Below are 19,120 nucleotides of genomic sequence, written 5' to 3' on the forward strand. Positions count from 1 at the left end.
ATTTGTTACCGATCGGTCACATGGATGTCAAGGACCTTGTCCGCAAAAAAATCAGAATCATCGAGCCTGCTGTCTCCTGCAAATACTGACGAGAAAATCCCGCCACGGGAGCGCATCGTCTCGACCGCCGCCGAGCTGTTTCGTGAGCACGGTATCCGCGGCATTGGCGTTGATGCGATCGCAGACGCCGCATTGACCAACAAGATGACGCTCTACCGCCATTTTGGCTCTAAAGACGAGCTGGTCTGCGAGACGCTGCGCCGCGCTTCGGAAAAAGCCGAGGCGATCTGGCGCGATCTCGAGACGGCCCATCCGGGCGATCCGAAAGGGCAGCTCAGGGCATGGGTCGAAGCGCGAACGCAGAGCCTTTGCGGTGAACATGTTGGCTGTGATCTTGCCAATGCAGCCATCGAGCTCAAAGGCGAGGGGCATCCGGCCTATGGCGTGATCGAACGCCACAAGGCAGAGCAACGCGACAGGCTGGAAGCGCTCTGTCTTTCAGCCGGTGCGCGCGAACCGAAACTGCTGGCCGATACGCTGACGCTCCTTCTTGAGGGCGCTCGCGTGACGCGCCAAGCCATGGGCAACGACACATGTTGCAATCATTTCTCGAAGGCCTGCAACGCTGCCATCACCGCTTTTGCGTGATGGCGCCCGCCGATCGGCGGGAACCATACGCCTTTACACTCGTTTCGGACGATGTGGGAAGTAAAGGCATGGATTACACCTACCTTCACCGTCTGTATGCAAAACGAGCCGAACTCGAGGCAAAGCTCGAGCTCTATGAGGCGCGCGGTTGCTTCGGCGACGAAGAGATCGATGACGGCACCGATCAAGAGTTGCGAGAGCGGATCAATGAATTATCTGCTGAGATCGACGTGCTGGAGCATTCGAGCGCACTTTAGTTGCTCGCGTCCAATAACTGGATGGTGCGATCGTCGAACTCTCCCCGATAGAGCCGATCAATCACCTTGTGAAAAGGCGATCCATGTTCGCTGATCGCCGCAAACAGCGTCATGGAAGAGCGCAGCTTGAAATCATCAGGAGAGCCAAAGACTTCGTGCGCGGATTTGCCCTCGATAGCAAGGACGGCTTCGACGCAGCGCAGTAGCCTGCCGCCGAGAACGGGATCTGCAAGATAGGCAGCGGCCTCTTCCGCTGATCGGATGGCGTATTTTTCTGCCATGAATGATGAGCCGAGGCCGGCGATCTGGGGAAAGATGAACCACATCCAGTGGGAGCGCTTATGTCCGGCTCTCAACTCCGAAAGCGCCCGCTCATAGTCCCCATTCTGCGCGTCAACAAAGCGGCCCAGATTATAGTCAATCTCATCGGGCATCGACGATCCTCCTCTTGCGCATAACTATATCGCAGGGAAGGGTTGTCCATGCCCGCAGCGCGACAGATCCTCAGCAGGATCTGTCTGGGTACGGGCTGTGCTCACGGCAGTAATCGACCGCGGGCAACGATTCCGAGATCGATCCCACCGTTGCCGTGTCGAGGCCCGATGCCATGGGTGCCGTCAAATGGACCGTCAGCCCCGCAATGCCCAGAAGCGCAAAGGCTGCAAGAACGATGAAGCGTTCTGATATTGAAGGTTTGTGCGCATTCACATGCTCAACGTATTCGCGTTCGCCCATGCCGTCCAACTCGTCATCTATTGCGTGGTGGTGCACCACGTCGCCGTGCGCCGTGTTCCAACTCTCGCCGTTTGTCATTTTGTTAACTCCTACACGGATGCGTACACCGGCACATGATCGTCCTTTCGCCGGCAAACAGCACGCAAAAGCCATGTGTGTTTTCTTGGTCCCCAATGGAAGACCGGATACACAAACGCAGTGTTCATAAAATCGAACCAATCGGTTTGATTTGACTTTAAGGGCTTGGCTCGCCGAATAAATTCGGCTTAGTTCGGCAGGTCAGTCAGATTGTGGATACCCCCATGACGAAAACATTTGGCGCCATGTCCGTCGCGCAGCTTTCCAGTCTCATCCAAACGACAGCTGTCGATCCCATCGAAGTGACGGAAGCCGTCATCGATGGCATCGAAGCACATGCCGATCGGGCGGTCTTCACGACAATCCTGAAGGATCGCGCGACGGAAGAGGCGAAAGCCTCATCGAAGCGAATGAAAGAGGGCCGCTCGCGTGGCATGCTGGACGGCATTCCAATCGCCTGGAAGGACCTCTTTGATATCAAGGGTCGCACAACGACCGCCGGATCGACGGTTCTGGCAAGCGGTCCGGCTGCGCAGGCAGACGCGCCAGTCGTGGCAACGCTGAAGCAGGCGGGCATGGTCTCGATCGGCTGTACCAATATGAGCGAGTTCGCGTTCTCCGGGCTCGGCCTCAATCCGCACTACGATACGCCCCACAATCCGCGCAGCAGCGATGTTCCACGCGTTCCGGGCGGTTCGTCTTCCGGCGCTGGCGTTGCGGTGGCAGCTGGCCTCGTACCGGTGGCGATGGGGACGGATACGGGCGGCTCCGTGCGCATCCCTGCCGCCTTCAACGGCATTGTCGGATATAAGGCGACCCGCGGCCGCTACCCCATGGCGGGCGTCTATCCGCTGGCGAAAAGTCTGGATTCGCTGGGTCCGCTCTGCAGGACCGTTCAGGATGCGGTTTGGATCGACGCTGGAATGCGCGGTGCGGCGGCGCCGGCAATTGTTGCCCGGCCGCTCAAGGGGCTCGATATCGTGATCCCTGACAACGTCGTGTTCGATGGTGCGGAAGCCGGGGTTGTTGCGTCTTTCGAGACGGCAGTCGATTGGCTCGCGGCGGAGGGCGCATCGATCAGCCGGATCAAAATCCCGGCTTTTGATGAATTGTTGGCGCTCATGGCCCAGTACGGCGCCCTTGTCACGGCCGAAGCCTTTGCGCTTCACCGCGAACGGTTGGCGGGGCCGCAAGCCGCCGACATGGATCACCGCGTCGTGATGCGCATAAGGCTTGGCGAGAAGACAACGCTGGCGAACTATCTTGCGATCCTCGATAAGCGCGAAAGGTTGATAGGTGATGTCGAGCGCCTCGTCGGCGATAGCTTCGTCGCTTTTCCATCTGTTGTCCATGTGGCGCCGCCAATCGCGCCGCTTCAAGCCGACGACGATTTGTTTTTCGCAACCAACGGGAAGACGTTGCGCAACACGCTGCTTGGCAACTTCCTCGATTGGTGCGGCGTATCGATACCGTGCGGGACGGGAGATGCTGACATGCCGGTAGGCTTGCTGCTTTCTGCCTTGGGCAAACGGGACGAGGCACTTCTCAGCGCAGCGCTCTCGGTGGAGGAGGTTATCCGCGGATAACTCATTTAAGACGGTCGCTATTGCTCCTGGGAGGAGAACATGACTGAAGGCAATTTGGAGAATGGACGTTTTGCAGTTTCGACATGGTCGCTGCATCGGCTGTTAGGGGCCGTCTATCCCTACAACCCCGATCCGGACAAGAGTGCCACGTGCAAGGAGCCCTATGGGCCAGGGCGGTCCGCGTTGACCGATATCCCGGGGCAACTTGCCGACCGTGGCATCGGACGGCTTGAGATATGCTCGTTCCACCTGCCAAGCCTTGAACCCTCCTATCTCGCGGAGATGCGCGCCGCGCTTCAGGACGCTGGGATCCTGCTCCAGACGCTGCTCGTTGAAGATGGGGATCCAAGCCATCGCGAAACCGCCGAGCGGGATATCCAGTGGATCGCCGGCTGGATTGAGATCGCGCAAGCGCTTGGCGCCAAGAACATGCGGGTGATCGCAGGTAAGCAGCCGCCGACGGCAGAAAACCTCAAGCGGGCAGCGGGCCATCTTGGTTGGCTTGCGAAACAGGCGCACAACAGTAGCGTTCGCATTGTCACCGAGAACTGGTTCGACCTGCTGGCTTCTGCGAAGGAGACGAATTGGCTGCTGGATACTCTGCAAGGCAAGGTCGGTCTGAATGGCGATCTTGGCAATTGGGCTGCACCGGCAAAGTACGCGGGGCTTTCCGACATCTTGCGTCGTGCGGAACTCTGTCACGCCAAGGCCGATTTCAACGGATCGGGGCTAGACAGTGCAGACTACCGCAAATGCCTGGAGGCGTGCCGGACGGCAGGTTACAGCGGACCATATACCTTGATTTACGATTCATCGTTTTTTGCCGATGAGTGGGACGGCATCCTGCATGAAAAGGCATTCGTCGAGGACTTCCATCAAGAAAAGCAGCGCGCGGTTGGCTGAACCGCGAAAGGAGCATGGCATGAGTGGCGCAACGACGATCGACGGCTTCGCAAAGCGGATCCGAAGCGGTGAGGGCGGATTGATATCCGCGTGGATCGGCATTCCCGATCCGCTTTTCGTCAATCATCTGGCGCAAGAGGCCTTTGATGCCGTTGTGTTGGATATGCAGCATGGCGTTTGGGATATCGGATCGGCCGCTGTTGGTATTGGCCAAGGGAGGCTTGCCGGCAAACCGGTGCTCGCTCGCATTCCGGTCGGCGATTTCGCATCGGCCTCGCGTCTTCTCGATGCGGGAGCCTCCGGCATCATTGCGCCGATGATCAACTCGGCATCGGACGCCAGGGCCCTGGCGACGGCCACCAAATACCCACCCCTCGGCGAGCGTAGCTGGGGGCCGACCCTGGCGATGAACCATACGGGGCTTTCGGCAACCGAATATCTCGCGACCGCCAACCAGCAGACCGTGGCAATTGCCATGATCGAGACGCGCGCGGCCCTTGATGCTGCAGATGAAATCATGCGTGTCGACGGCATCGACGGCATCTTCGTCGGGCCATCCGACTTGTCGATCGCACTGTCAGATGGAGCGAAGGTGGCACCCGATACGGCGCAGGTCGACGCCGTTCTCAAGCACTTGATCGCCCGTTGCCGGGCTCACGGCAAATTTGCCTGCGTGTTCGGCAGCAATGGTGAGCGGGCGGGCGAACTGTTGAAAATGGGTTTCGATTTCGTTATCGCCGGGGCCGACACGCAGCAATTGCGTTCAGGTGCAGCAAGCGCGATTGCAGCCGCCAGGCGGGTCCAGGCAAGCTGATCTATTTGACGGCGAGCCATATGACGTGACGCGCGCCACCGCGCTTGCCGTTGGCGCGTGTGTTGACGGCATCGACGGTAAAGCCGCAGTCGCCAAGCCGCCGGGTGAAACCGGCGTCGGGACCTGATGACCAGACGGCAAGAACGCCGCCGGGTCGCAGGGCATCGCGTGCAGCGCGTAAACCCGCAAAATCGTAGAGGCGATCGTTGGAGCGGCGCGTCAGACCATCAGGCCCATTGTCGACGTCAAGCAGGATTGCGTCGAATTGCGCCTTGCTTCGCCGTACGAGTTCGCCAACGTCGCCCTCATGGATGGCGACGCGTGGATCGTTAAGGCAACCCTGAAATACGTCTGACATTGGCCCGCGTGCCCATTTCACCACCGCCGGCACGAGTTCGGCAACGACAATCGATGCATCTTGTGGCAAAACGGAAAGGGCAGCACGCAACGTGAAACCCATCCCGAGACCACCGATCAGCACATGCGGACGCGCACGCCCCTTGATCCTTTCATGAGAAAGCGTTGCGAGCGCCTCCTCGGAGCCGCTCAGGCGGCTGTTCATCAGCTCGTTCGAGCCCAGCATGATCGAGAACTCGCTGCCTCGCCGTTTGAGACGCAATTCACCGCTTTCTTCAGGAATGGGGGCGGAATCAAGCTGGATCCAGGGGAGCATGTTATTCGTGCCTCGCGTTGCGCGGTTCCCCTAGCACAGAAATGGCAGATCCGCGAACCTGGAAACGGGCTCGCGGTTGGCTGCAAGGTTTGCTTTCAGTTCCTCTCAAGGCAAGCTTGGTTGTTGCCTTGGACCCCACGGCGCTGTGGTGGGCATCGCGTCCATTGTATATTGCCGGACCCTGTCGTACTGCCGGTTTGGAACGTGTCGAACGGTATTGCGAATCCACCGCTCGGTGCCTCGTCTTCGCGGGAAGTCCCGAGCGGCGGTGAACCGTCGAAGCGGCCGCTGCTATCCATGCCCATATTCGCTTGCGCAAAGGCTGAACCGGCGAAACTGAGGACTAGGACTGAAGTCACTGCGATAAGCCTGCGCATGATCGAGATCCCTTCACGTTGATGCAATTATGAGTATAGCGCGCCGTTTGGTTTGTACCAGCGTCGAGAGGGGATATGGCGTTGAAATCGCGCGATGTCTTGGTGACGCTTGGCGATTGCCGCATGCTTCGCGACAGACCGTGCTTGAATTCTGTCCCAGTGTTCCAGATTGCCTACAAGGCACGCGAATGGAGACGAGCATGGGGAAGGATCGGAAGGCAGTGTTGGTGCGGATATCCGGTCGGGTCCAGGGCGTCAGTTTTCGCGTCTGGACACGCGCCCGGGCTGAACAGCTCGGTCTGGTGGGCTGGGTCCGCAACGAAGATGATGGAACCGTGAAAGCGCTCATCGCCGGCCAGGAGACGGCCGTCTCAGCGATGTTGAAGCAATTCTGGAAAGGACCGCCCGGCGCGTCGGTCGTTGCTGTCGAAGTGGAAGTGGCATCTCCTGAGGCCATACCCTCCGGGTTCCAGATCACAGTGTAGCTACGCCGACTGAAGGCGAAGAGGTGGTTCAGTGCATGGGGCGAGGTGGCCCTGTGAAGTGAACGGGGGAAGCCGCAACTGCCAGAGGCATTGTTGCACTCTTCCAACAGTCGTGACTGCGCGAGACGTTGCTCGAAACTTCTGGCAGTCTCAACCATATTTCAGCCATGGTATGAGCGAGTAGGGCATGTCTCACCTGATCAGACCACGAATCGGAATCTTTGAAATTGCATGCCACATTCATGATCGGGCCGCTGATGGCAGCGGCCGGCATCTCACTTCTTGCAGCCTGCACGCAGCTCCCGGCGGAACGAATTGTCGAAGCCGCCCAGTCCCCCTCCGTCGAGGTGGTCGCGCCCCAACAAGAGCGACAGCCCCAAACCCAGCCAGTGATCCCTGCTTCCGAAAAGCCGGATTATGCGCTCGCCTATGCCGAAGTGGATGACGGCGAATTTCGTTGGCCGGCTATAAATTATACGGCCGTCGATCCCGACTATCTGCGCCAGGAAGTCGATTACGCAACCGACGAGCCGCCAGGCTCCATCGTCGTCGAGACCGAGAAAAAGTTCCTCTACTTTGTTCTGAAGGATGGACGAGCCATTGCTACGGCGTGAGCCTAGGCGCAAAGGGTCGCGCATGGAAGGGACGCGCGATCATTCAGTGGAAGCGAAAGTTCCCGACATGGACCCCCACGCCTTCGATGATCAAGCGCAATCCAAAACTCGAACAGTGGAGGCAGGGCATGCAGCCCGGTGTCAATAACCCCCTGGGTGCGCGCGCACTCTATATCTTTCAGGACGGCGAAGATACGCTCTATCGCATCCACGGCTCACCAGAGTGGCAGTCAATCGGCAAGAACGCGTCGTCTGGCTGTGTGAGGATGTTCAATCAGGACGTCATCGACCTTTACGAACGCGTGAAAGGCAAGGCCCCGCTACTTGTAAAGTGAGTAGGAAGGACGAGCCGCCGAGCAGATGTCACTGCGGAGATCCAAGCGGGTGCTCGTGATCCCATCCACCGCCCACAGGGGCATCGACCACACAGACCACGCCCGCTGGGTCGTAGGTGATCGTTACTTCACCTTTCAATTCGGCCGCCAGCAGGCTTTCTATCAGGCGTGAGCCGAAGCCTTTGCGCGAGGGCGCAGTAACGGTCGGTCCTCCCGTTTCCCACCATTGCAGTCGCAGCCTGGAATGTTCATTCCTCTCGAACGACCATTCAATCGAAACGCGGCCTTCCGGTGTGGACAGGGCTCCATACTTGGCGGCATTTGTTGCCAGTTCGTGCAGTGCCAGGGAAATCGACACGACGGCTCGCGGCGCAAGTTGAATGCTCGGGCCGGAGATCGAAAACCTGTCCTGTTGATAGGGAGAAAGTGATTGTCTGACGACCGTCTCTAGTTCTGCTTGCTCCCAGTTGCCGTGCGTCAGGAGATCGTGGGCCCTCGACATCAAGGCAAGCCGAGCCTCGAACGCGTCCACGCCCGCTCGGTTTGCTTTCTCGCGCCCGAGCGTCTGCCGCGCGATGGCCATCACCGTTGCGAGCACGTTCTTCACACGATGATTGAGTTCGCCGACGAGAACGGTCTGGAGCCGTTCGGCCTCCTTTCGTGCGCTGATGTCGTGTGCTATTTTTGAAGCCCCGACGATCCTGCCATAAGCGTCGAAGATCGGTGAAACGCTGAGCAGGACGTCGACCAGCCGTCCGTCCTTGCGTCGCCGCTTGGTCTCATAGGGAGCGACCCTTAGACCGGCGTTGACCTGCCGGATGATTGCCGGCTCCTCTTCAATTCTGTCATCAGGAACCAGAAGCATGACTGAGCGGCCGATCGCTTCCTCGGCCGAATAGCCATAGAGCTTCTCGGCTCCGATGTTCCAGCTCGTGATTCTCATGTTCAGGTCGGTCCCGAGAATGGCGTCGTCGGACGAGGCAATGATCGCGGCAAGGCGACGCTCCACTTCCTGAGCGCGCTTGCGTTCGGTGATATCGACGACAACGGCGACAGCTTGCCGTATCGCTCCGTTCGTGTCGCGAAGCGGTGAGATGGAATTAGCCACCCAAACGAGGCTACCGTCCTTGCGCACATAGCGCTTCTCTATGTCAAAGCTCTGGCCGGTTTCCAACATTGTCCTGAATGATCGGACGTAGTCGTCCAGATCCCTGGGAAATGTGATGTCCTGCACACGCATCTTCTGAAGCTCGGCTTCCGTGTAGCCGACGATTTCGCAGAAGCGGCTGTTGACCAGGAGGAGACGCCCGGCGAGATCCGACTGACCGATACCCGCTGCCGTCTGCGAGAATATTGCACGAAACCGGTCCTCGCTCTCTCGCAATTCGGTTTCAAACTTAACGCGTTCGGTGGTCTCACTGACAATGCAGAAGACGCCGCCGACCTTGCCCTCCTCGTCCCGGATCGGTGAGTAGGAAATGTCGAAGTGAACAGTCTCGCGATAGCCGTGACGCTCGATAGAGAATGCACGGTCCTTGGCGACCACCGTTTCGCCGTGGTCAAGCACACGCCGCAGGAGCGGTTCCAGATCGCTCCACAACTCGCTCCAGTTCTCGCGGGCCGGGCGGCCGAGGGCATGAGGATGCTTGCTCCCGATGGTGGGCGCATAGGCATCGTTGTAAAAGGCAACGAAATCCTGGCCCCAGAAGATGACAATTTGAGCTTTGGCAGGCAGCATGATGTCGACGGCCGACTTCAAGCAGAGTGGCCACGAGGAGGGCGGGCCTAGAGCGCTTGCTTCCCAGTCACCGCCATAAATGCGATCGGCCATCTCGCCTGACTCGGGATATGTGTCGCTGCTGCGCAGGAGCTTCGTCCTCTCTAGAATGGCCTTTACAATTCAAAAGTTTGGCGCGCAAACCCCAAAAGGCAAATCAGGGAGGCGCTCAAGCTATCTCTCGACGTGACACCAAGCCGCCAGAAGAGGTCGCGCGGTGCACCGCATCGCGACGTTGTGGCCCGCTTCGTTGAAGAAAATCGAGCCGATGGAAGCGCGCTGCCAGCCCCTGTCGTCACAAGAGAACTCGCAGTCGGATAGTGCCAGAAAAACGCGGGAGCGATACTGTATATGATCTGGGAAGCGGCTGTAGGGCGCCATTATCGTCAGGCCGAGAGCCACGTCGCCTCGTTCCTCCGCGCCCGATATGCCCGCCACCACCGCATGCGCATGTGTATGCTCGATGTTGATGCTGGCAAATGGGCCGGTCTTGCTCGCAACCCATTCGAGGCTCTTGGCAACATCGTTGATGGCAGCCGCGACCTCGGCGAAGGGCTCACCCTTCGAGGCCAAATTGCGCAGTGCAAACTGCAACTGAGGTCCCAAGGGCACAGGCGTGGCTGGCTTCGTTGCGATTGCTCCCGGCTCCTGCAGCAGGTGGAACACCTTCCCAGCAACGAATTTTTCCATGAATGGAGCGGCGTCGGACAGCATGATGTTGCCCAATGCACCGATCAGACGTTGCACGGCGGCAGGCCTGCGCGCGCGGCTCACAGGATAGTCGCCGCTGGCAGCCCTGGTCCCACGATGCAGAAGGAGATCTGCCTCCCGTCTCAACCGGGGTTTCGACATCGATGTGGAAAACTCCTTGGTCACATCGGGGATCCTTATCCCGGCGGGATCAAAAAGCAAACCGTTCGAAGCGCCTTTTCCGAGGATAGTTGGCGCGATGCCTGCAGGCCGATGGCAGAATTCTTCGTCGAGCGAACGCGTTGTGTTTCTGTTTGGCCGTTGGTCGCCAAACAGAAACGCTTCGGACGTGATTGCTATAGCGCGCGCGTCAAGGCATCTGCCAGAATGGCGACGATCCTTTCAATTTCACCCGTCTCAATGATCAGTGGCGGCGACAGCGCGATAATGTCGCCGGTGACGCGAATGAGCAGTCCCTTCCTGAAGCAGTCCACGAAGACGTCATAGGCGCGTGTTCCTGGCGCGCCGTCGCGTGACGCAAGTTCGACGGCGCCGACAAGGCCGAGGTTGCGGATGTCGGCAACGTGGGGCAGCCCCTTGAGGGAGTGAAGAGCCTCCTGCCATGTGTCGGCCAAAGAGGCGGCTCGGGTGAGCAGGCCCTCCTCCTTGTAGATTTCCAAAGTCGCGATGCCGGCGGCACAGGCAACCGGGTGACCGGAGTAGGTGTAGCCGTGGAAGAGCTCGATCTGGTTTTCCGGTCCGACCATCAATGCGTCGTAGACTTTTCGGCTGGCAAAGACCGCTCCCATCGGGATGGCGCCGTTCGTCAGGCCTTTGGCGGTGGTGACGAGATCGGGGACGACGCCGAAATAGTCGGTCGCGAATGGCGTGCCCAGCCGGCCGAAACCGGTGATGACCTCGTCGAAGATCAGGAGAATGCCATGCTTGTCGGCAATGGCGCGCAGGCGCTCCAGATATCCGGCCGGCGGCAGGATGACGCCTGCCGATCCGGACATCGGCTCGACGATGACCGCGGCGATCGTCTCCGCGCCATGTAGCGCGACCAGGCGTTCCAGGTCGTCGGCAAGCTCGACGCCATGCCGCGGGAGTCCCTTCGAGAAACCATTGCGCTCGATGTCGAGGGTATGGCGCATATGGTCTGCGGGAATCTGCGGAAAGACCCGACGATTATTGACGAGCCCGCCGACAGAGATGCCGCCGAAGCCAACGCCGTGATAGCCCTTCTCGCGACCGATGATGCGGGTGCGGGTGCCATGGCCGATGGCGCGCTGATAAGCGATTGCGATTTTCAACGCGGTATCAACAGACTCCGAGCCGGAGCCGGTGAAGAACACACGATCGAGTTTTGCGGCCGGCCCGCCCGGTGCGATCCTTGCGAGCTTTTCGGCAAAGTCGAAGGCGACGGGATGGCCCATCTGAAACGTCGGAGCGAAGTCCATCGTCTGCAACTGGCGGGCAACGGCGTCCGCAATGCGCTTTCGACCGTGGCCGGCATTCACGCACCAGAGGCCGGCCGTGCCGTCCAGCACCTTGTTGCCGTCGACATCGGTGTAATACATGCCTTCAGCCGAGGCGAGCAGCCGGGGAGCGGCCTTGAACTGGCGGTTTGCCGTAAACGGCATCCAGAAATTCTCGAGAGAAAGTCGGTTCGACATGCTTACCTGGTCCATCACTATATTCTCCGTTGGGTTTGAAGAATGTTGAGTGATTTACAGCTATGGACAAGTCCTTTTCTGTGCGCGCATAAGCACTTGAAATTTATGTGTGTGAGACGAACATGTTTGATATTTGCAACAGGTAAAACACGCCATGTCCATCGATATCGGCAATCGTCTCCGTCATCTGAGGATGATGCACAATCTCTCCCAACGCGAGCTCGCCAAGCGCGCCGGTGTCACGAATTCGACCATATCTTTGATCGAATCGAATTCCTCCAACCCCTCCGTCGGCGCGCTGAAGCGCATCCTTGATGGCATTCCCATCGGCCTGGCGGAGTTCTTCGCGTTCGAGCCGGAGCGACCGCGAAAGGCATTCTATGCAGCCGAAGAACTCGTCGAGATCGGCAAGGGGGCAATCTCTTATCGGCAGGTCGGAGAAAGTCTGTTTGGCCGCAGCCTGCAGATCCTGAAGGAGTGCTATCAGCCAGGCTCAGACACTGGCAAGGTTCCCCTCGTTCACGAGGGAGAAGAGGGCGGGATTATCCTCTCCGGCCGACTTGAAGTGACGGTCGACGACGAGCGCCGGATCCTTGGGCCGGGCGACGCCTATTATTTCGAAAGCCGCCGGCCGCATCGGTTCCGATGCGTCGGACCGGTCGCGTGCGAGGTCATCAGCGCCTGTACGCCTCCGACCTTCTAGGCGCCTTGTATCCTCGCCAGAACACGGTCAAGCGCCAGGACCAGGGCATCGCGCCCGCCGTTATTGTGAAAATCGGACAGAACCTGTTCGTTCAGGCCGCCCTTTGTCGCGAATTCGCCGCTGAGCTCTTCGAGCGGAACGGTGTCTGAGCGCAGCGCCGTTTGCGAAAGGCTCGCAAACAGCGGCGCGATAAAGGCGCGCCCCTTGCCTTTGGCGAGGCCGCGCTGTTCCAGCCAGGCCGCCGAGACATCCATGATCCCAAGGACAGTGGACATCAGCGAGCTGGCGGCGGCCAAAAGGTCGTACTCCTCCTTGGTCTCGCATTCGACCGCAGTGCCAAGCACGGAAAAGAGCGCCGCAACGGGAGGGTCCGGCGGGAAGACGGCAGTCACCCCATCGCGATCGGCGACGAAGGGCAACGGAATGGCCTGTACGAGGTGAACATCTGCACCGATCCAGTCGAAAAGCGTCTTGCGGTCGGTCGCCGCGATAACGCTGAGGACGGATTGTCCCTTTCGGAACGTCAGTCCGCTCAGGACGTCCTGTGCAATCTGCGGCCGCACCGCCAAGACAACCATGTCGCTCGCGTCGATGACCGCCTGGTTGTCGGCAGCAACGGTGATTTCGGCAAAGTCGGCCGCCAGGCGTTGCGCGATCTCGGCGTTGCGCGGCGAAATCGTCACTTGCGAGACGGCGGCAGGCTTGGTCAGCAGGCCTCTGACCATGGCGTCGGCAATGGCCCCTGTTCCTATGAAGCCGATCTTCTGTACGTCCATCCGATTGCCCCCCGCACCGTCGAAACGCGCGATGTTAGTCGCACATGTCGTGGACAGCGGGATTATCGTCTCGCACGGCCGTTTGCAAGGCAGGACGGCGCGGGCTTGCCCAGCGGCCGAATGTGTTCGTCAAAGGCGTGGCAGATCAAACTCGCTTGCCATGTGGTGCGTTCTGCTTACTCCCGGGCGCGCATGGGAGCCAATGACATCGATTGGCCATAAGCCTGCGGCGATCGATTTCCTGGCAGATTTTCATCAAGCACGATCGTTTTGAGGTCGTCGGAGCGGACATCGAGCGCGACCACGCGCTGCCGCTTGTCCATCTGCCCGCCGCCCTGGGATGTCCTGCCGACGTTGCCGCAGGACGCAATTCAGGGCAGATTGCCCATCGTTGTACCGCCGGAGGTTAGGCATTGCTGGACAGGCTGATTGGTGAGTACGGCGTGCTCGCCGTTTTTCTCGGAGCCGCAGCCGAAGGTGAAACGGCCGCGTTCCTGGGCGGAGTTTTCGCCCATAGGCAACTCATCCCGTACTGGCAGGTCGCGTTGGCCGCATGCCTCGGATCGTTTGCTGCAGACCAGTTCTTCTTTCTATCCGGTCGCTACGCCACGAAGTGGTCCTACGTCCAGAAGCTGCTTGGATCGGAACCGATTGCGAGAGTGACGCGGCTCCTCGAAGCGCACCCCACGGGCTTCATCCTCGCCTTTCGCTTCATCTACGGCATACGAACGATCAGCCCCGTTGCAATCGGCGTCTCGAAGGTTTCGACGCGGAGGTTTGTCATACTCAACGCGATCGCTGCGCTAATTTGGGGCGTCCTGATAACTGCAATTGGGTTCCTCGCCGGGCAGGCAGTTGAGGCCTTGCTCGGACGGCTGCAACTCCACTTGCATTTGTTGATCGCGATGGCCTGTGTTGCGATCCTTGTTCCGGTCAGTGCCTATGTTTTCCGGCGAGCAGTGGCGAAACGTTCGGCTCGCCTGGGCGCCTGAGGAGAAGCGGGCGATCAACATGCGCTCACGGCCAACTGGTTGGCGTCAATCGAGCCGGAGGAGGCTTGGCAGGCGCCAAAGATGCTTGCCAAGGATGGCTCAAAAATCGCGGCGGAGATGAAGCGAAGCGTGCCTGGCTATGGTTCCTGGCTGTGTTGCGGTGATCCGATCCCCTGCAATGCTGGCGATCTTGAAAGAAGCGAAAGAAACAGTCGTTGCGACCGGCTTGGCGCTGGTGTTCTGTGGGAGAATGCCTATGTTTCGCGTAGTTTCGAAACTACAGGGTTCCTATTTTTGCTTCTCGAAATTTCAATCGTTGTTATTCTCACCATCTTGAATGGCGTCCTCGCCATGTCCGAGCTTGCGGTCGTTTCCTCACGGCCGGCTCGTCTCAAAGTCATGGCCGATCAGGGAAGCCGCGGGGCCGCCATGGCAATCCGGCTCTCTGAGCAGCCCGGTCGGTTTCTGTCGACCGTACAGATCGGCATTACGCTCGTTGGCGTACTGTCCGGTGCATTCTCGGGTGCAACGCTTGGCGCGCGACTGGCCGGTTGGCTAGGCACGCACGGCTTGTCACAGGCCGCAGCCGATGCACTCGGGGTCGGCTCGGTCGTTGTCGCCATCACATACCTGTCGCTGATCGTTGGCGAATTGGTACCAAAGCAGATCGCGCTTCGCGCCCCCGAGACGGTTGCAAGCAAAGTCGCTCCGGCGATGATGCTTCTGTCTCGCCTGGCCGCCCCGCTCGTCTGGCTGTTGGATTTCTCCGGCCGCACCATCCTTCGTCTTCTGGGTCAATCGGGCAAGTCTGGTGACGTGGTGACCGATGAAGAAATCAAGACCGTCCTGGCAGAGGCGCACAGCGCTGGCGTCATCGAGATGGAAGAGTCTGCAATGATCTCTGGTGTCATGCGTTTGGCCGACCGAAATGCCAGAGCCTTGATGACACCGCGCCGGGAGGTGGAGGTGATCGATGTCGAGGACGGTTTCAACGAGATTCGGGATCAACTCCGCCGGACCGCGCAGGCGCGACTGCCAGTGCGCAAGAATAGCTCCGACGAAATCATCGGCGTGCTTTTGACCAAGGATTTTTACGACGCGCTTGCGTCGTCCGGCCATGTCGACATCACCGCTATTGTGCAGCAAGTGCCGATCGTATCTGATCTGTCAGGCGCTCTCGACGTCATTCAGGCCATTCGTCGTTCACGCTGCCACATGGTGCTGGTCTATGACGAATATGGCCACTTTGAAGGCGTCATCACCTCCGGCGACATTCTGGAAGCAATCCTGGGCGCGGTCCAGGAGGACTCGATTGGCGAGAAGGCGATCGTACGCCGCCACGATGGCAGCTATCTCGTATCCGGCTGGACGCCGATCGATGAGTTTGCCGATTTCATGGGCTTCCAGATTGACAGTGACAGGGATTATCAGACGGTTGCAGGGCTCGTACTGGAAGAGATGAAGCATCTGCCTGACGTCGGCGAGAGTTTCGTGATGAACGGCTGGCGGTTCGAGGTGGTCGACCTTGATGGACGTAGAATCGACAAGCTTCTCTTGACCGCTGAAGTGCCGCTCGACGATGGCGCAAGCCGCACACTTCAGTAAGTCGATTGGACCTCGTTCGTGCGGGACCTTCATGTGGAAAGGGCGTTCCCCTTTTCATCTATGGAGGCAGATATGAAAGCTCTTACAATAGCTGCTGCAGCAGCACTTGCGTTTACCGGCACCGCTATGCCCAGACTGTTGTGACCGTGCCTGGCGAGGTGAGAACCTACATAACCGGACAGGAAGTACCGTCCGTTGCCTACGACTGATATCATTGTCGGATCGCAACTGCCGTCTTCGGTTGAAATACACACGATCCCCAGCAATGATGCATACGGTTACACAGTGATCAACAAGCAACGCGTGATCGTCGATCCACATATGCACAGCGTGATCGAAATCATCAAATAATCAATCTACTCACTGAGTTGGCTGACATTGTGCTTGCACTCGGATGCATCGACCTTGCGTTACGGAATGTGACCGTGCCCAAACGCTAGCTATTGGCTTGCGCGCTCCCGGAGTGCCGATTGGTCGGGTCCTAGAGTGATGAGCGCGTTTCCTTTCGACCGAGGAGCCAGAGAAGGTACGGTCCTCCGATCAGGGCGGCGAACAGGCCGACCGGCACCTGGTAGGGATAGATAACCACACGCGATAACCAGTCGGCCACGAGAAGCAGGCCGGCGCCGATCAGCATGGCCGCGAGCAGGTTATCGCTGGCCCGTCGAAAGCCGATCAATCTTGACAGGTGGGGTGCGATCAAGCCGGTGAGGCTGAGCGGCCCAATGAGGAAGGAAGAGATCGCGCTCATCAGCGCGGCGAAGGCTGCAAGCAGCAGCCGTGTCGATGTGACGCGAAGTCCGACACTGCGCGCCAACCCTTCGCCAAGCGGCAGGATCGCGAACCAGCGCGTCATCAGGAAGAGCGGTGCTGTCAGAATTGTTAGCGAGAGGATTGCCGTCCAGGCTTCGAGCGTGCCGGCGCGGTTGGTCGAGCCCGATATCCAGGTCAGCAGAATGTAGCTTCGCATGTCTCCCTGGGCGAGCACCATGCCGACGATTGCAAGACACAAAGCGCTGATGGCAACACCTGCAAGCAGGAGTGCCTCCGTCGATAGCCCGGCGCGCCGGGCAATGGCGATCATGGCCAGGAATGAAGCGAGTGCGCCTGATGCCATGCCGGCGATCATGATTGGAGGCGAGGGGAAGGCGAATATGAATAGCGTCACCGTCAGTCCAGCCCCGGCGCCGGAGGAGACGCCGAGCACCTCGGGGCTAGCCAGCGGATTGCCGGTCACGCGTTGCATGATGAAGCCGGCCGCACCGAGCATCGCGCCTGCTCCGGCCGCAACGACAATCCGCGGCAGCCGGAACGGTAGAAGATCTAAGAGCAGCGAGCCGATGGCTACTCTCCAGCCACCCTCGGTCGGTCCAACAACAAGCACGGCTACGAACACAAGCAGAAAGCCAGCGGCGAGGAGCAGAAGCGCCGGTGCTGGTCGCAATCGACGTCGCACAGCCCCGGCCGATCTTGCCGTAACCGCCGCCCGCCCGTGCACGCGCGGCAGCAAAAACAGCAGGAGCGGGCCGCCGATGAGCGCGGTGGCTGCTCCTGTTGGCGCAAGGTCAAAAAAGCCGGGACCGAGCAGCTGCGTCAGGCAATCCGTCAGAAACAACACCGCGGCGCCGGCAAGAGGCGCGGTCGTCATGATCTGACGCGTGGTGCGCGCACCGCAAAGCCGTGCGATCGCCGGCGCGGCAAGCCCGAGGAAGCCAATGATGCCGACCGTCGCGGTGACGGAGGCCGACAGCCAAACGGCAAGCATCAGAACGGCAAGCCGGACGGCGTGTAGCGAAACACCGAGACCTTTGGCGCTGGCATCGTCCAGAGCCAGCATGTTGAGCGGCCTGAGCAGAAGCAGCGCGGCGAGGATACCAGCAGCGAGCTGAGGTGCAAGCGATGTTACGCCACCCCAATCCTGCTGGTTGAGGGCGCCGGCGCCCCAGATGTGGATCGACATGGCATATTCGCCTCGCGCCAGCACCAGCGTAACGCTAAGTGAGGCTGCAACCATGCTGACGATCATGCCGCAGATGGCCACGGTGACCGGATCAAGACCGCGGCGCCAACTCAAGGCAAGGACAAGGGCGACGGCGCTCAGGCCACCGGCAAAGGCGATGAGCTCACGCGAGGCACCGGCAAGGACGGGCGAAAAACTAAGACCGATCGTCAGCGCCAGTTGTGCGCCGGAGGCGATACCGAGCGTCGAGGCATCGGCGATCGGGTTGCGCAGAATGCGCTGCAGGAGCGCCCCGGCGAGGCCCAGTGCGGCCCCCGAGATCAAAGCGATCACAGCCCGTGGCATAAGGCTGCTCCACAGCAGGATCGCGTCGAGCGCCTTGGCCTGCTCAGGATCGCCGGGCACCTGAGGACGCAACAGCAACAGCAGGGCGAAGGCGACGACGCAGGCGACGGCAAGTGTGCTAGCTGGCATGATTGGACTGCGTGAACACGCACGTGGTATGACGAGACTAGCGGTTTCGGACACGGGAGAATCCTTCGGCGAGAAAGTCGGCGAAGCGACCCGCGGCCGGAAGCGCGCCATAGGGGTTGATCGAACCGCTCGTCAGGATGCGGTCCTCGCGTACGGCCGGAAGGGCCTTCCAGAATGCGCTGCCGGTCAGGGCATCGAACGCGTCTTGCGGATGCGGCGGAATGAGGAGGATCCAGGCATCTGGCATGGACGCCAGAGTTTCAATGCCGACAGGCGCCGTGGCGGAATAGCTGGTCGCTCCTTTCCAGGCGTTAGACAGTCCGACCTGCTGCAATACTTCACCGAACATGCTGTCGGAACCAAACACCCGGCAGTGGCGGGCATCGCCGAGATTGATTGGCAGGATGGGGCGTCCATCGCCGCTGGCGGCAAACAGGGACTTATAGCGATCCAGTTTCGCAGCGAGATCCTCGACCAGCTGCCGCGCCTCCTTGCGCTCAAGGCGTTCGCCGATCGCCAGTGTTGCCTGCTCGGCCAGTTCGTAAGGACTTCTTCCGGGCACATAGATCGCATGACTTTCGACCGCTGCAATGCGGCTCATCAGCGGATCGGCCCAGGCGTAGAAGTTTGAGTTGAAGATCAAGTCGGGGCGCGCGAAGCGCAAAACCTCAAGGTTCGGCGTTCCGCGCAGCCCGAGATCAGCGACGGTCTCGGGCACTTCGGGTGTTACGGCGATCTGCCTGAATTGGCGCAGTTCCGTCGCCGCAACCACGTTGGCACCGATCGCAAGCAGCGTTTCCAAGAGCGCCCAGTCGAGCGTGGCAACCCGTGGTTCTGGCGACCGGCCTTGCGCCACACTCGTAACGAACGTGGCCGCTCCAGCCAGAAAAGTCCTGCGGGCGAGCAGTGATGCGCGCAAATTCATCTCCAGTCGCGCGAAGAAGGTCCGGAAGGGCCTTCTT

General features: G+C 59.8%; 20 protein-coding genes and 1 pseudogene. 11 read left to right on the forward strand and 10 right to left on the reverse strand.

Annotation, left to right across the window (positions count from 1 at the left end):
* The first annotated feature begins 24 nt into the window (after positions 1–24).
* Positions 25–648: a TetR/AcrR family transcriptional regulator gene (locus tag PMI09_RS15595; RefSeq protein WP_007795877.1), complete on the forward strand. Its 624-nt coding sequence runs from the start codon at positions 25–27 to the stop codon at positions 646–648.
* Between the two features lie 68 nt (positions 649–716).
* Entirely contained in the window at positions 717–905 is a 189-nt protein-coding gene (locus PMI09_RS15600) for a hypothetical protein (protein WP_037083219.1), read from the forward strand.
* On the opposite strand, the gene PMI09_RS15605 is transcribed toward PMI09_RS15600, so the two are convergent.
* Both PMI09_RS15605 and PMI09_RS15610 read right to left on the reverse strand, forming a co-directional pair.
* Complete coding sequence (locus PMI09_RS15605; protein ID WP_007795883.1) at positions 902–1,339, reverse strand: DUF1810 domain-containing protein; 438 nt, start codon at positions 1,337–1,339, stop codon at positions 902–904. The genes PMI09_RS15600 and PMI09_RS15605 overlap by 4 nt on opposite strands.
* Before the next feature lie 70 nt (positions 1,340–1,409).
* Positions 1,410–1,718, reverse strand: a complete 309-nt coding sequence (locus PMI09_RS15610; protein WP_007795886.1) for a hypothetical protein — start codon at positions 1,716–1,718, stop codon at positions 1,410–1,412.
* A 224-nt stretch (positions 1,719–1,942) separates the two neighbouring features.
* Between PMI09_RS15610 and PMI09_RS15615 the strand changes: the two genes are divergently transcribed.
* The 3 genes from PMI09_RS15615 to PMI09_RS15625 are packed head-to-tail and all read left to right on the forward strand — an operon-like array spanning position 1,943 to position 5,021.
* Positions 1,943–3,304: an amidase gene (locus PMI09_RS15615; RefSeq protein ID WP_007795889.1), complete on the forward strand. Its 1,362-nt coding sequence runs from the start codon at positions 1,943–1,945 to the stop codon at positions 3,302–3,304.
* Between the two features lie 39 nt (positions 3,305–3,343).
* Positions 3,344–4,207 carry a sugar phosphate isomerase/epimerase family protein gene (locus PMI09_RS15620; protein WP_007795891.1) on the forward strand — a complete coding sequence of 288 codons (864 nt, stop codon included), beginning with the start codon at positions 3,344–3,346 and terminating at the stop codon, positions 4,205–4,207.
* Positions 4,208–4,226: 19 nt separating this feature from the next.
* On the forward strand, positions 4,227–5,021 hold the full coding sequence (locus PMI09_RS15625) for an HpcH/HpaI aldolase family protein (protein WP_007795895.1): 795 nt from the start codon (positions 4,227–4,229) through the stop codon (positions 5,019–5,021).
* 1 nt (position 5,022) lies between these two features.
* Here PMI09_RS15625 and PMI09_RS15630 read toward each other — a convergent pair whose 3' ends face one another.
* Positions 5,023–5,694, reverse strand: a complete 672-nt coding sequence (locus PMI09_RS15630) for a spermidine synthase (protein WP_007795896.1) — start codon at positions 5,692–5,694, stop codon at positions 5,023–5,025.
* Positions 5,695–6,271: 577 nt separating this feature from the next.
* Between PMI09_RS15630 and PMI09_RS15635 the strand changes: the two genes are divergently transcribed.
* Both PMI09_RS15635 and PMI09_RS32825 read left to right on the forward strand, forming a co-directional pair.
* Positions 6,272–6,556 carry an acylphosphatase gene (locus tag PMI09_RS15635; RefSeq protein WP_007795898.1) on the forward strand — a complete coding sequence of 95 codons (285 nt, stop codon included), beginning with the start codon at positions 6,272–6,274 and terminating at the stop codon, positions 6,554–6,556.
* A 242-nt stretch (positions 6,557–6,798) separates the two neighbouring features.
* Positions 6,799–7,505 (forward strand): annotated as a pseudogene (locus PMI09_RS32825) (L,D-transpeptidase).
* Positions 7,506–7,533: 28 nt separating this feature from the next.
* Here the strand turns inward: PMI09_RS32825 and PMI09_RS15645 are convergent.
* The 3 genes from PMI09_RS15645 to PMI09_RS15655 all read right to left on the reverse strand — a co-directional run bounded on the left by PMI09_RS15645 (position 7,534) and on the right by PMI09_RS15655 (position 11,663).
* Positions 7,534–9,336 carry a PAS domain S-box protein gene (locus PMI09_RS15645; protein WP_007795907.1) on the reverse strand — a complete coding sequence of 601 codons (1,803 nt, stop codon included), beginning with the start codon at positions 9,334–9,336 and terminating at the stop codon, positions 7,534–7,536.
* 120 nt (positions 9,337–9,456) lie between these two features.
* A complete protein-coding gene (locus PMI09_RS15650; protein ID WP_037083271.1) occupies positions 9,457–10,134 on the reverse strand; it encodes a dimethylsulfonioproprionate lyase family protein in 678 nt (225 codons plus the stop codon).
* 194 nt (positions 10,135–10,328) lie between these two features.
* The gene (locus PMI09_RS15655) at positions 10,329–11,663 is read right to left on the reverse strand and encodes an aspartate aminotransferase family protein (RefSeq protein ID WP_007795913.1); all 1,335 of its coding nucleotides are present in this window, start codon (positions 11,661–11,663) and stop codon (positions 10,329–10,331) included.
* A 139-nt stretch (positions 11,664–11,802) separates the two neighbouring features.
* On the opposite strand from PMI09_RS15655, the gene PMI09_RS15660 reads away from it, so the two are divergent.
* Positions 11,803–12,351: a cupin domain-containing protein gene (locus PMI09_RS15660; RefSeq protein WP_007795916.1), complete on the forward strand. Its 549-nt coding sequence runs from the start codon at positions 11,803–11,805 to the stop codon at positions 12,349–12,351.
* Here the strand turns inward: PMI09_RS15660 and PMI09_RS15665 are convergent.
* Both PMI09_RS15665 and PMI09_RS31385 read right to left on the reverse strand, forming a co-directional pair.
* On the reverse strand, positions 12,348–13,127 hold the full coding sequence (locus tag PMI09_RS15665) for a pyrroline-5-carboxylate reductase (RefSeq protein WP_007795919.1): 780 nt from the start codon (positions 13,125–13,127) through the stop codon (positions 12,348–12,350). The genes PMI09_RS15660 and PMI09_RS15665 overlap by 4 nt on opposite strands.
* A 176-nt stretch (positions 13,128–13,303) precedes the next feature.
* Positions 13,304–13,450: a hypothetical protein gene (locus PMI09_RS31385; RefSeq protein WP_157213380.1), complete on the reverse strand. Its 147-nt coding sequence runs from the start codon at positions 13,448–13,450 to the stop codon at positions 13,304–13,306.
* A 90-nt stretch (positions 13,451–13,540) separates the two neighbouring features.
* On the opposite strand from PMI09_RS31385, the gene PMI09_RS15670 reads away from it, so the two are divergent.
* From PMI09_RS15670 to PMI09_RS32830, 3 genes are all read left to right on the forward strand, one after another.
* Positions 13,541–14,119, forward strand: a complete 579-nt coding sequence (locus tag PMI09_RS15670; protein WP_007795922.1) for a DedA family protein — start codon at positions 13,541–13,543, stop codon at positions 14,117–14,119.
* A 294-nt stretch (positions 14,120–14,413) separates the two neighbouring features.
* Positions 14,414–15,724: a hemolysin family protein gene (locus PMI09_RS15675; RefSeq protein ID WP_037083274.1), complete on the forward strand. Its 1,311-nt coding sequence runs from the start codon at positions 14,414–14,416 to the stop codon at positions 15,722–15,724.
* A gap of 195 nt (positions 15,725–15,919) precedes the next feature.
* Positions 15,920–16,075 carry a DUF1236 domain-containing protein gene (locus PMI09_RS32830; protein ID WP_443216182.1) on the forward strand — a complete coding sequence of 52 codons (156 nt, stop codon included), beginning with the start codon at positions 15,920–15,922 and terminating at the stop codon, positions 16,073–16,075.
* Between the two features lie 130 nt (positions 16,076–16,205).
* Here the strand turns inward: PMI09_RS32830 and fhuB are convergent, their stop codons facing one another.
* Both fhuB and PMI09_RS15690 read right to left on the reverse strand, forming a co-directional pair.
* Positions 16,206–18,158: a Fe(3+)-hydroxamate ABC transporter permease FhuB gene (gene fhuB, locus PMI09_RS15685; protein ID WP_052026544.1), complete on the reverse strand. Its 1,953-nt coding sequence runs from the start codon at positions 18,156–18,158 to the stop codon at positions 16,206–16,208.
* A 37-nt stretch (positions 18,159–18,195) separates the two neighbouring features.
* Positions 18,196–19,077: an ABC transporter substrate-binding protein gene (locus PMI09_RS15690; protein ID WP_007795930.1), complete on the reverse strand. Its 882-nt coding sequence runs from the start codon at positions 19,075–19,077 to the stop codon at positions 18,196–18,198.
* Between the last annotated feature and the right edge of the window lie 43 nt (positions 19,078–19,120).

The sequence above is a fragment of the Rhizobium sp. CF122 genome (genome assembly GCF_000282035.1).
Lineage (GTDB): Bacteria > Pseudomonadota > Alphaproteobacteria > Rhizobiales > Rhizobiaceae > Rhizobium.

Excerpts from the sequence above, each read along its gene's own strand:
- PMI09_RS15615 (WP_007795889.1), top strand. The coding sequence starts at position 1,943 with ATGACGAAAACATTTGGCGCCATGTCCGTCGCGCAGCTTTCCAGTCTC.
- PMI09_RS31385 (WP_157213380.1), bottom strand. The coding sequence starts at position 13,450 with ATGGACAAGCGGCAGCGCGTGGTCGCGCTCGATGTCCGCTCCGACGAC.
- PMI09_RS15655 (WP_007795913.1), bottom strand. The coding sequence starts at position 11,663 with ATGGACCAGGTAAGCATGTCGAACCGACTTTCTCTCGAGAATTTCTGG.
- PMI09_RS15645 (WP_007795907.1), bottom strand. The coding sequence starts at position 9,336 with ATGGCCGATCGCATTTATGGCGGTGACTGGGAAGCAAGCGCTCTAGGC.
- PMI09_RS15630 (WP_007795896.1), bottom strand. The coding sequence starts at position 5,694 with ATGCTCCCCTGGATCCAGCTTGATTCCGCCCCCATTCCTGAAGAAAGC.
- PMI09_RS15650 (WP_037083271.1), bottom strand. The coding sequence starts at position 10,134 with ATGTCGAAACCCCGGTTGAGACGGGAGGCAGATCTCCTTCTGCATCGT.
- PMI09_RS15625 (WP_007795895.1), top strand. The coding sequence starts at position 4,227 with ATGAGTGGCGCAACGACGATCGACGGCTTCGCAAAGCGGATCCGAAGC.
- PMI09_RS15620 (WP_007795891.1), top strand. The coding sequence starts at position 3,344 with ATGACTGAAGGCAATTTGGAGAATGGACGTTTTGCAGTTTCGACATGG.
- PMI09_RS15635 (WP_007795898.1), top strand. The coding sequence starts at position 6,272 with ATGGGGAAGGATCGGAAGGCAGTGTTGGTGCGGATATCCGGTCGGGTC.
- PMI09_RS15610 (WP_007795886.1), bottom strand. The coding sequence starts at position 1,718 with ATGACAAACGGCGAGAGTTGGAACACGGCGCACGGCGACGTGGTGCAC.
- PMI09_RS15600 (WP_037083219.1), top strand. The coding sequence starts at position 717 with ATGGATTACACCTACCTTCACCGTCTGTATGCAAAACGAGCCGAACTC.
- PMI09_RS15660 (WP_007795916.1), top strand. The coding sequence starts at position 11,803 with ATGTCCATCGATATCGGCAATCGTCTCCGTCATCTGAGGATGATGCAC.
- PMI09_RS15605 (WP_007795883.1), bottom strand. The coding sequence starts at position 1,339 with ATGCCCGATGAGATTGACTATAATCTGGGCCGCTTTGTTGACGCGCAG.
- PMI09_RS15665 (WP_007795919.1), bottom strand. The coding sequence starts at position 13,127 with ATGGACGTACAGAAGATCGGCTTCATAGGAACAGGGGCCATTGCCGAC.
- PMI09_RS15595 (WP_007795877.1), top strand. The coding sequence starts at position 25 with ATGTCAAGGACCTTGTCCGCAAAAAAATCAGAATCATCGAGCCTGCTG.
- fhuB (WP_052026544.1), bottom strand. The coding sequence starts at position 18,158 with ATGCCAGCTAGCACACTTGCCGTCGCCTGCGTCGTCGCCTTCGCCCTG.